Genomic DNA, 12,093 nt, shown 5'->3' with positions numbered 1-12,093 from the left:
TAAAAGATGTTTAAACTTAGACATATCAAATTTTATCATGACAACGTCAAAATAAAAAATAATCGGTAACACCGAAAAAAGCCTCCTGAATTTCAGGAGGCTTTTTGTATCAAACTTGTTTGAACACTTAAGATTATTTTAAATTATAAAGCACATAATTATCTGTGCAAATCTGAGGTAAAAGAAACCACAAAAATTTCTCTAGGTAAGTTAACTTTAATTTGTAGAATCACATTCCCCTCTTTTGGAGGGGTGGCAAATCGAAGATTTGACGGGGTGGTTTATAAGAAAGCATACCTATATCATTAAACTTGAGGAGGCCTATGGCTATCCGCATATAATTTGGCTGCACTCCATTTTGCATGTTTGGAAGGAGCAATTTTATATCCTTTCTTATAGGAATATATTTTGGTAAATTCGGCTCCGAAGAATACCAGCATACACGAGTAATTAATCCACATCATAATTAAAATCACCGTACCGGCAGTTCCAAATGCTGAAGTGGGTTTAAAATTACTGAAATAGAGACTCAATAAAAACTTACCTAAAGTGAATAAAATAGTCGTTAATAAAGCTCCTTTCCAGACAGGTTTCCAGTTAATCTGTACATCCGGAAGCACTTTAAACATCAATGCGAATAAAAGCATGACCAGTACAAAGCCTATCCCGAAATTTACTAATTCTACCAGCATATAAGTTTCAAACCCAAAATAATTCGTAATCCAGTTATTAAAAAGGCTGATCATCGAAGATAAGATCATGGTGATCATTAATAAAAATCCAAGGATAAGAATCATTCCTAATGAATTGGCTCTGTCGAGAATAAACTTAACTAAAGCTTTTTTGGGAGCAGCTTCCACATCCCAAAGAGTATTCAACGAATGCTGCAGTTGAAAAAATAGAGTAGTAGAACCGAAAACTAAAGAACCGATCCCCACTATTTTCATAAAAATATTCTGTTTGTCGATCAGCGCACCTGCAATCATACTTTGAATACTTTGGGCAACATCTGTTCCCATCAATCCACTGATCTGACTGCTGATTTCTCCGCGGATGGCCTCTTCCCCGAAGAAATATCCGGCAATCCAGATGATGATGATCAATAATCCGGGAATGGAAAAAATCGCATAATATGCAAGACTCGCCGAATCCCTGGATGCGGAAGAATCATTCCATTCAGTAAAGGTTTCTTTTAAAACGTCCCAGAAAAATTTTATATTTTTTATCATATTAAAATGGATATCCGATGGCGATATTTAAAACAAGATTATCTTTTCTCCAGCTGCGGTCTCCAAAATTAATTCGGTCAAAAGTCCATCGGTCGCCTTTTTCATAATAAGGAACCCGCACTGGCATGGCTAAGTCTAGTCTTAACACTAAAATTGAGAAATCAAGTCTTAGGCCAACTCCGGCTCCCACTGCGACTTCACTTAAAAAATCTTTGGAAAAAGTTCCTCCTGTTCTGCCTTCAACATCATTGATTAACCATACATTTCCGGCATCCACAAAAGCAGCGACATTTAAAAATTTGTACAAATTAGCTCTGTATTCGGCGTTCATTTCTAGTTTAATGTCTCCGGCCTGATCAAAAGCAAAACCTTGCGGCAATGTTCGCGGATCAAAACTTCCCGGACCTAAAGTTCTCGCACGGAATGCTCTGATACTGTTGCTTCCGCCCACAAAAAACTGTCGGGAAAAAGGAATCTGATCCGAGTTTCCATAAGGGTAAGCGACCCCAGCGATCAGCCTTGATGCGAAATTGGTTTTTTCGGAAAATTTATGGTAAAACCTGATATCATTTTCAATTTTGGCGTACTGGCTGAACGGAACACCGAATATATTTTTCTGTTTATCCTTTTTTACATTGGCTCCGGTAACTAAACCTGTAATGTTTCCTGCCAGATCAAGGGTACCTTTATAATAAAAAGTATTCGTCCTTGGCTCCATGGTATTAGTGTAGGTGTAGCTATACGTAGGCCCGAAAATCAGCTGCTTGTCTACTATTCTTTGTTGAGCCGGATTGCCCAACGTTTCCTGTCTGAAAAGATCAGTAACATTGGCAGGGGAGACCAGCGTAATATCAATAACTTTCAGATCATGCTCTTTTCTTACATTTTCTTTCCATACATACCCAAAAGAAGCCGTAAAATTATTAAGCGTATAATACTGGGTACGGTTCTGGAATTCATAACCTAATGTGATATTTGTTCTGGGTACGAAAGCACTCGAAGAATGGAACCTAAACGGTGCCACAATTCTTGGAATGGAAAGCTGTACATTAGCTCCCGCACGGTACATGTTTTTAGCATCAGACTGTCCGCCCATTTGTACATCGAAAGCACCGAAGACAGCTGCTTTAAACTGTTCAGCACCGCGGAAAAAATTTCGGTGGGTCCAGTTTAAATTAAGCTCACTTCCCGCATAGCTGGCAGAATTGGTTCTTCCCAACGCTTCCAGACGCAGAGACTGTACCTGTCTTGGAGTCAGAAGATAATAAGAATCAAATTTATGTTGTAAAGAATCAGAAACGATGAATTCATTTTTTACAAATTTAAAAACCCCTAAACTGATCAATCGATTCAAAGAAAGATTATGATTCGTACGGTTGTAAAGATCTCCCTTTTTAAAATATAAGGCTCTGTCAAAAATCTTTGGTTTGAATTTATGCTCCGGATCGATTACATAAATATCATCATAAGCATATTGAGCGAGAGAATCCGTATCCATCGGAATTTTATATTTTCCCTTTTTTACATCCTGAATATTATAATTGGGAAAAACAATTACTTTATCAATAGAAAACTGTTCCGTTGCCAAAGCTGGAGTATTGTCCTTAAGCTTTACATTCAGTTCTACCTTATGGTTTTTACTTACAGTACTGTCCGCCTGTACAATGATATTGTCGGAATGGAAGTAGTAAAACCCTTTTTCTTTCAATCCATTGTCAATGCGGTCTCTTTCTGCCTTGATCACATCCAGATCAAAAGGTTTCCCGTTTTTAAGCAGTGTTTTATTCTTTAAATTTTGAATTTCCTGATTGACCAGCGTAGAATCCTGTTGAAATTTCACATTACTGATCAGGTATTGGGCACCGGGTCTTACCGTATAAATTACTTTCGCTTTCTTATTCTTGGAAATCGTGTCATAAGTAGCCTGGGCGTTAAAATAGCCTCTGTTCTCAGAATAATTCTGAATGATATCCTTATTGAATTCACGGTCTACATCACCTAACAGCACAGGTTTCTCGCCCAGCTTATATTTCAGCCAGTATTTAAAACCTTTATCTTTTTTAGGTTCAGAAGTGATATTGTAAAAATATAATTTGGGACGAAGCCCTAATATCGTTGCATTAGGTTTAGGCGTTAAGTTTTCCTCCAGCGCTGCCTGAAGCTCTTTCTTTTCTTTTTTGGAAATGGTGTCGTTTTCGATCTTGACCTCAGCTCCCGTGTACAGCATCTGACCTTCTTTCAAAAATCTTGTGTTGCTACACGAAATGACAGTTGATGCCAGCCCGGAAGCGAACATATATTTACAATAGATATGGAATTTACTTTTCATTATTTAAATTCTACCACTTGGTTATTCTTATTTTGTTTTTTAGATCTGTCTTTTTTTGATTTTTGGAAAATTTCACGGAATTTATCATAATCCAGTGTAATGATAAAACCAACTCCAGTTTCCACAATCTGACCTTGGAGTGCTACCTGATATTCATCCTTACGGTACGCTCTCAGCATATATCTTCCATCTTTGGAAAGGCTGTAATCTACGGTTACATTTCCTGCAATATTGGTTGTATTTTCATTTTGTCGGGCATCACCTTCCAATCCAAAATTACTTCCTACCGTCACTTTCAGACGGTCATTAAGAAGTTTTTTGCTGATGTCTACATTCAGGTCGGTTCTGGTGTTTTTCTCTCCGCTTGAATAATCTTCCGAAGAATCCAGTCCAAAGTTTAAATCTACCCCTTTGATAAGTCCCGATGCCAGATTATTAAGCTGCTGGGAAAGAAGTTTACTCACACTCTGTCTGGCCATCGCTTCAGCAGAAAGTCCGGCTCCGCTTTGGAAAGGATTTTCGCCTACAAAACGGCCTAAAAGAAGCATGGCAAAAACCTGTTTATTCATTTCGGCCTCCTCCGTTCTCAACTGGGCCAGTTTAGCATCTACCGTACTTACGACAGAAGAAGCAACGGCATTATTTTTATCATCCGTGGTAATGTCGAAACTGATCTGTGGTTTTAAAAGCTCACCCTTCATTTTCAGTAAAGTGTTGAAAGGGATTCTTTGTTTGTACATATTCATTTCGGAAGAAGACATCCCGCTGATCTGCTGTTCCACCAAATCAATCGGAGCGACATCAGTTTTATAAACCGCCGTAATATCCATTATGGCAGTCGTAGGTTCACCCGTCCAGGTGATGGTACTTCCTTTTTGAATATCAAATTTTCTCTTTAAAAGACTTACAGAAAGTTCGTAAGAACCCTTTTCTACCTCATAAACCCCAACCAATGTGATTTTCCCTGATGGATCTACACCTCCGGTAAGCTCAGCGTCACCCTGGAGTTTTACAAAATCTCCATTGGCTTTATCAATGACGATCGACATTTTAGCTTCTTTGCTTACTTCGATATTCACACTCACATCCATTCCTTTGATGCGGCTTTCGGCTTTCAGAGAATCGGTTTTAATGGTTTTATTTAACACTACCTGATCCTGGTCGATAAATTCTACAATCCCATCTCTTTCCTGCATCGATGGCGTAGATTGAGGAAGGACAAAAGTAAAATCTGTATCATCCGAAACGGCCAGTCTTCCATCTACTTTAGGAAGATCTAAATTACCACGAATGTGAAGTCCTGCATCAATAGCGAGGATTCCATACATCATGGCATCATTGGACTTTTCTGAGTTGACCACGCGGAAGTCTTTCGCATTCACATCAAGGTTGAAGGCGAAATCTCTGTACGTCTGCGTCAAAACCTGTCCGTTTACAACCAGAGAATTTCCGTCTTTATCATTCACTTTAAATTTGTCAAACTCAATTCCACGGCTGGTAAAATCAATTTCATCGTTAAGTTTTCTGAAATCACTTCCTGTTTTGGCAATTTCCAGTCCTACATCATTGAATTTTACTTTTCCTAAAATATTCGGTTTATCCGTACTTCCTGTGATCTTCAGGTTTCCTGACAGATACCCTTCCGTATTGGTGAGGGCGTTCATCGAGAATCCCTGAACGCTTTTCATCTGAAGTTTGTTGATTGCCATATTCAGGTCAAATGTGCTTGATGCTGTATTGTAATCCCCTAAAATTTTCACATCATTATCATTTCCTGAAAGTGCAATATCAGCATTTAAAAGTTTCGTTGAAGTGCTGTTTACTTTCACTGCAAGATTTCCGACAGGATTTCCATAGACAATAAGATCAGAAACATTTAAATCTGAAGTAAAGGTCATATTTTTAGTGAAATCCCGAAGCTGAGCCGTTCCATTGATGGTTCCTCTTGCCAGGATCGTATCTTTTTTAATGATCTCCGTAATCGTTTCTATTTTGAAATCTTTCAAAGAGATATTAAGAGGGCTGTTGGGCGTATTGCTTTCCGACTGCAGGGAAATTTCACTTCCTGAATTGGATAATCTGAAATTATCAGCTAAAATTCCTTTACTGCTGATCTGAATTTTATTATTTTCTGCAACTGTCCAGTCGCTGTAATTTAATTTTAAACCATTGGGATTTAACGAAATCTCCGTAATATCATTCATCGATTTCGCGTTTCCTGCGATCAGGAACTGGGTGGCGTCCTTAGCATCCTTTGTCGTGATGTTATAATTAATCGTATTGTTGGCAACATCTCCGTTCACACTTACTTTATTCAGTGCAAAACTGGAACTCTTTAAAGCAGCTACGTCAAGACTGTACTGTAAGGCCTGATTTTCATTGGTCACTTTTAAAGAACCCTTTTCAATCGAATTTTCACCATACAGGAGTTGTGGAATTTGTCCGTCGATTTCAATTTTTTGAGAATCTGCATCATAATTTCCAGCTAGATTGATGGTTTCAAAGCTTTTCAGATCCGGAACAAATTTTCGGATAAGATCATCGTTTTTGATTTTTGCATTAAACGTAAAATGCTGGCCCGGATCAATTTTCTCTGCTTTACCAAGCTTTTGAAACTGGTAATATTGATTGAGGGTCTGTGTTAAAGATCCAAAGATCTGGGTAAGTTTATATTTTCCGGCTAATTCTACATCAGCAATCTGCGAATTGAAAACAATTTTAGTGGAATCATTCGTTGATGTGGCTTTTAAATTCACTTCTTGGATAGGATAAACTTCTTTCGTATCAGAAAATGCAAAATTCTGAAGATTCAGATATCCGTTCAGGTTATCAGGATCCAGGTTGGTGAAGTCACCATCTATTTTTCCGGCAATGATCATCTGTTTTTCGTAGAAACCAAGCTTGTTGAGGTCTAACTTAATGATCTCTCCGTTTACTTTTACCGTAGGATTTTTTTCGTTGTAGACTCCGGAAGCCGTTAACTGTAAATTGGCATTCGGATCTTTTGAGTTTAAAACGATATTGTATACTCCACGGTTAATTTTCCCGATAAGATTCATGTTGCGGTAGCGGTACCCTTTATACACGGCAGAGCTTACATATCCTTTCAGATCTGCATTTGCATTTTTGAAATCAAAGCTTTCCCCCTTTGCTGATATTTGTGCCGTAACTGCTCCGATATCTTTATTCTGAATAATTTTTCCTACCTGGATATTCTGCAGATTAGCTTTTACGTCATACAGTTCATGATTTTTCCGACGCATATCGACATTAGCGATCACTGCGGCATTTCCTAAAGTAGAATATAGGTTAAGATTGGCATTCACCATCTTTGTTGTTCCCTTTGCAATCCCTTTAATACTGAAGTGGGAAGGAAGAGAAATATTGGAAGGAATAGTATTTTTAGGTGCTAAATTAAAAATCGTTTTTGCTGATGAAGAAGCCTCACTAATGTTGAGGTCATAATACAGGTTATCAGGATTCATTGCATTTTTAATTCTTCCTGAAGCTGCCACTCTTAAATCATCCAACCCTGAAACTTTAAGATTTTTGATCAGAAGATCGTTGACGATTCCCTGTACATTAGCATTTACACTCAATATTGCATTGGGATATTTATTGAAAGGAACGGTATTCCTTAACGTAGGAACGAGGTTTAAGATATCTGAAAAACCGATTTTAGAATTCTTAATGTTTGCCGATATTTTTACTGCACCAGGATTAGAACTCAATTGCTCGATTGAATTGTAGTTTACAATAACCTCATCCCTCAACAGCGTTTTCGGAGTTTGAAGATAAAGGTCTTTCAAATACGCCTGCTTTTCCCCATATACAAAATCAGTGTTGAATTTTTGAATGTTCAGCCCTCTTGCTTCCTGAATTTCAGCAGAATTCACTGTTCCGGCGAATGTATTGTTTTCCATTTTAAAACTGCGGACTTCCACATTCATTTTGGAAAAATTCAGGTGGTTGAAATCCATTCCCTGTTTGGTCGGTGCTATTGCCGTATTATTGTAGGCTACTTTTACATCATTCAGTACCAGTTTTCCCAGCAGCAATTTCATGGCTTTTTCCTGATCGGAATTTTTTGAAGGTTCCGGTTCTTTTGTATTTTTTGGATTGGCATTTTGTGCCGGAAGATAAAGGTTGGCGTTAATATCAGCCCCAGAAAGAAAAACAGTTCCTACATTGTAAGCATTGTTATCCAAGTCAAGTTTGTTAACTTTCGTGCTGAGTTCTTTAAATATAACCTTTGCAAAAGTTTTGGTGTTGTTATCGCCATAATCAATATTGAAATTAGTCAGTTTGATACCTCTTAACCCAATATTCATTGTTTTTTTATCATTAAGGGAATCTACTTTTTTCTCTACCTTTTTCGCAACTTCTTCTACAAGATCCTGTTTAAGTTTTAATTGTAATCCATCAAGATTGATGTCATTCACCGCGTAGGTGTTTTTACTTAAATCAAAAGTTTTAACCCTTGTATCAAATGATTTAAAGTACAATTTGATGTCATTTCTCGACTGCTGATCGTTGAAAGTAACCCCGATATCTTTTAATTTAATTTTATCAAGCGAAATAATAAAGGGCTTAGACGGACTTTCTTCTTTATCATTCGTTGCAAAAGCATTCATGATATAATCGAAATTGAATTTTCCATCCGGTTTTCTTACCACATTGGCACGGCCACCTTCGAGATCCACTGAAGTGATATCAGCCGTAGAATTGATCAGCTTGAGCATATTCAACCCAACATCCAGTTTTTTTACGGCCAGAAGCGTATCGACATCTTGTCCTTTTAAATAAAGATTTTCCATAACAAGACTGTTTGGAAATCCTATGTAAACCCTTTCCAGGCTTACTTTTGTTTTGATTTTTTTCTCCAGATAGACCACCAGTTTATCCTTAATGAAGTTTTGAACGGCTGGAAGTCGTAAGCTCAGTATAAGCAGCGTAAGAAGTACCAGTATAGAGATAATGGTAATTGCAACACGCTTAAAGAGTTTTCTTTTGTTGATTTTCAGTTTCAAGTGGAAATGGGTTTAAAACAAAGATAATGATAGTATTTTATAAATTCTTTGTTGTGGTACCCTACTTCGAATACAAAAACCCTGCCTTCGCTGACTCATGATGGAATTTAGTCTAGTTGTCGTGAAGTGAATTAGTTGATAGAGAACAACGAAGGCGTGGATTTTTTTTCTTTAAAATACCCCCTTTTTATCATTTTTTTAATGTTGAAAAGGCTTGCAAAAATGAAATTCAAATGTTAGTGTAATTTCAAAGGGGGCATAGCATGATTTATATATATGGAGGTAATAAATTTTATTGGTTTCCGTTTTCCCATTTCACCTCTTCACCCTGTGGTGTAGCACCACCTTGTGCCGGAGTAATAGGGGCTGTTTCCTGATTGATATGATATACATACGCTGCGATTTTTTCAGCATCCCTTCCGGAAATGGTTCCTTCTTTAATGAAAGGTCTCATGGCAGGATTATTGGGAGAACCGTTTTCAAGCATCCAGAAGACGTTTTTGAAAAGACTCTTTTCTTTAATATTGATCCAGTGGGTATCCGTAAGATTCGGTCCGATGCCTCCTTTCCCGGCGTCTCCATGACAGGTGACACAGTTGGTCTTAAAAAGCTGTTCTCCTTCTGCAATATTATCAGCACTGTATTTTGCGGTTTCAAGATTAATTTGTGGAGCATTTTTCTCAAAATCTTCGATGGAAGCCAGCATCATTTTGGTTTCATGATCATATTCTGCTTCGGGATGGGCATAATCGGTGAAAATAAAAGCAAGCATATAGACAGCGCAGAAAATACATCCGAACCAAAAAAGACCTATCCACCATTTTGGAAGTGAATTATCAAGCTCTGTGATCCCATCAAAACCATGGTCAATAAGAATATCTTTTTCCTCCGTAGCAGACTGCTTTTTAAAAGCAGAGTTCCAAAGTTTCTGATAATACGGCGTACTTTTCTCTGCCAGATAGTTTTTTTTCTCCTCTTCGGATAATCTTTTGAAGTTTTCATTTTCAAGAATATCGCCGATAGAGTTCATGATCAGAAGCAGAATCGTTGCGATAAGCAGCAGTGCCCAGAAAAAAGGAGAGGAGAAGTAGCCTGAATCCTTGGCTAACATTTCGAACGCCATAATCGTTAAACCAATGGTTACCGCGATATATACTGAAATGGGGGTTCTCGTTTTCATTACTTCAATTTTTTTGAGTTACTTAATGCTTGCTGTTTTAATATCAGTTGTTTTAATATCCGTTCCTAATCTTTGCAGATAGGCGATCATCGCTACAATTTCTCTTTGTTCAAGAGGGATAAAACCAGGTCCTTTTGCAGTTTTTTCCTTTTCCATCTGGTCTTTTACATCCACAGCTTCAGAGTAGATTCTTTTGACAATGGATTTAGATTGGTTGTCCGCCCATTGGTTGGCAGAATCGATTTCAGCTTTAGTATATGGAATATCAAAAGTGTTTTTCATCAGAGACATTTTATCTACCATTTGAGAGCGATCGAGCTTATTGGCAATCAGCCATGGGAAACGCGGCATAATGGAACCTGCAGAAGTAATTCTTGGGTTGTACATATGTTTAAAGTGCCATGAATCCGGGTTTCTGCCTCCTTCTCTGTGAAGATCTGGTCCCGTTCTTTTTGATCCCCACAAGAAAGGCCTGTCGTAGATGAATTCTCCGGCTTTGGAATACTGCCCGTTCTTACCGTCAAATCTCATCACCTCATCACGGAAAGGTCTTATCATTTGTGAATGGCAGGAGTTGCAGCCTTCACGGATATAGAGGTCGCGGCCTTCCAGTTCCAGTGGAGAGTAGGGCTTTACTGCTGTAATCTGCGGAAGATTGCTTTTTATTGTTAAAGTAGGGACGATTTCTACCAGTCCACCAATTGAAATAACAACGAATGCTAATATAGAAAGCAGTTTTGGTGTTCTTTCCAGCCAAAGGTGTGCTCCTTCGCCTTCTTTTCTGCCTGTTCCGATATGAGCCAGTGCAGGTGCTTCTGCCGGAACTTCTTTTTGGAATGAACCTGCTCTCACCGTTTTTATCACATTCACAACCATTAAAATTGCTCCTGAAAGATAGAGTAAACCTCCTAAAAATCTCATTTTGAAGTAAGGAAGAATCGCTGTTACCGTATCCAGCCAGTTTTTCCATAATAAAGTGCCGTCCGGATTAAACTGTTTCCACATTAATCCCTGGGTGAATCCTGAAATATACATTGGAACTGCATAGAAGATAATTCCTAATGTTCCCAGCCAGAAATGCCAGTTGGCCAGTTTTTTAGACCAAAGCTCCGTTCTCCACAGGACGGGAATCAGATAATAGATGATTCCGAAGGCCATAAAACCATTCCATCCTAAAGCTCCAATATGAACGTGCCCAATTACCCAGTCGGTATAATGTCCTATTTTATTTAAAGATTTTGTGGCTAATAAAGGTCCTTCGAAGGTTGCCATTCCATAGCAGGTAATAGCAACGACAAAGAATTTAAGGATAGGATTCTCCCGTACCTTGTCCCAGGCTCCTCTTAAGGTCAGAAGACCGTTCAGCATTCCACCCCATGAAGGTGCGATCAGCATGATGGAAAAACCTGTTCCCACCGCTTGTGCCCAAGCAGGTAAGGCTGTATATTGAAGGTGGTGAGGACCTGCCCAAAGATAGACGAAGATCAGTGACCAGAAGTGGATGATAGAAAGTTTATAAGAGAATACCGGACGTTGTGCGGCTTTCGGCATAAAATAATACATCAATCCTAAAACCGGAGTTGTCAATACAAACGCAACTGCATTATGTCCGTACCACCACTGAACAAGAGCATCTTTTACTCCTGCATAGGCAGAATATGATTTCCAACCTGTAAAAGATAGAGGGACTTCCAGGTTATTGAAAATATGAAGCATAGCTACTGCGATCCATGTGGCAATATAGAACCAGATGGCCACATACAGGTGTCTTACTCTTCTTTTGGCAATAGTTCCGAACATATTGATTCCGAAAATAATCCATGAGAATGCAATCAGAATATCAATAGGCCATTCATGCTCCGCATACTCTTTAGAAGTATTGATTCCCATCAGGAATGTAATCACTACGGCTACGATCATAATCTGCCATGACCAGAAATGCAGCCATGAAAGCGTATCGCTGTACATTCTTGTTTTTAAAAGGCGCTGCATGCTGTAATAGGCACCACAAAAAAACGAATTACATACAAACGCAAAAATTACGGCACTCGTATGAAGCATTCTGATCCTTCCGAAGCCCATCGCTCCTTGTGTATTGATTAGCCCTTGAATATTTCCGCTTCTTAAACTGTTGATAGTAGTATCATCCGTACCGAATAAAAACTCAGGCAATTCAGGATAAAAAAGCATCAGTGCGGCACTAAGGCCCAGTAAAAAACCAACGAGTCCGAATACGATAGTAGCATACAAGAATGCCCTGACAATAGAATTGTCATAATTAAATTTCTGCGTCTCCATAATTCCTAGTGTGTTGTACTGAATTGA

The 12,093-nt window shown here is 38.5% G+C and carries 5 protein-coding genes; all 5 read right to left on the bottom strand.

Translation table 11 applies throughout. The annotated features are described in order from the left end of the window. Positions 1-305: 305 nt before the first annotated feature. The gene (locus IW15_RS20385) at positions 306-1,229 is read right to left on the bottom strand and encodes a YihY/virulence factor BrkB family protein (RefSeq protein WP_034715150.1); all 924 of its coding nucleotides are present in this window, start codon (positions 1,227-1,229) and stop codon (positions 306-308) included. A gap of 1 nt (position 1,230) precedes the next feature. Further along, positions 1,231-3,558, bottom strand: a complete 2,328-nt coding sequence (gene tamL / locus IW15_RS20380; RefSeq protein WP_034715146.1) for a translocation and assembly module lipoprotein TamL — start codon at positions 3,556-3,558, stop codon at positions 1,231-1,233. Beyond that, positions 3,558-8,588 carry a translocation/assembly module TamB domain-containing protein gene (locus tag IW15_RS20375; protein ID WP_084681505.1) on the bottom strand — a complete coding sequence of 1,677 codons (5,031 nt, stop codon included), beginning with the start codon at positions 8,586-8,588 and terminating at the stop codon, positions 3,558-3,560. The genes tamL and IW15_RS20375 overlap by 1 nt, the downstream gene beginning before the upstream one ends. A 292-nt stretch (positions 8,589-8,880) precedes the next feature. Further along, the gene (locus IW15_RS20370) at positions 8,881-9,768 is read right to left on the bottom strand and encodes a cbb3-type cytochrome c oxidase N-terminal domain-containing protein (protein ID WP_034715144.1); all 888 of its coding nucleotides are present in this window, start codon (positions 9,766-9,768) and stop codon (positions 8,881-8,883) included. Positions 9,769-9,786: 18 nt separating this feature from the next. After that, on the bottom strand, positions 9,787-12,066 hold the full coding sequence (ccoN, locus tag IW15_RS20365) for a cytochrome-c oxidase, cbb3-type subunit I (RefSeq protein ID WP_034715141.1): 2,280 nt from the start codon (positions 12,064-12,066) through the stop codon (positions 9,787-9,789). Between the last annotated feature and the right edge of the window lie 27 nt (positions 12,067-12,093).

Origin of the sequence: Chryseobacterium soli, assembly GCF_000737705.1 — a bacterium.
Taxonomy (GTDB): domain Bacteria; phylum Bacteroidota; class Bacteroidia; order Flavobacteriales; family Weeksellaceae; genus Chryseobacterium; species Chryseobacterium soli.
Note: the sequence above shows the minus strand (reverse complement) of the source record. Positions and strands in the feature narration are given on the sequence as shown.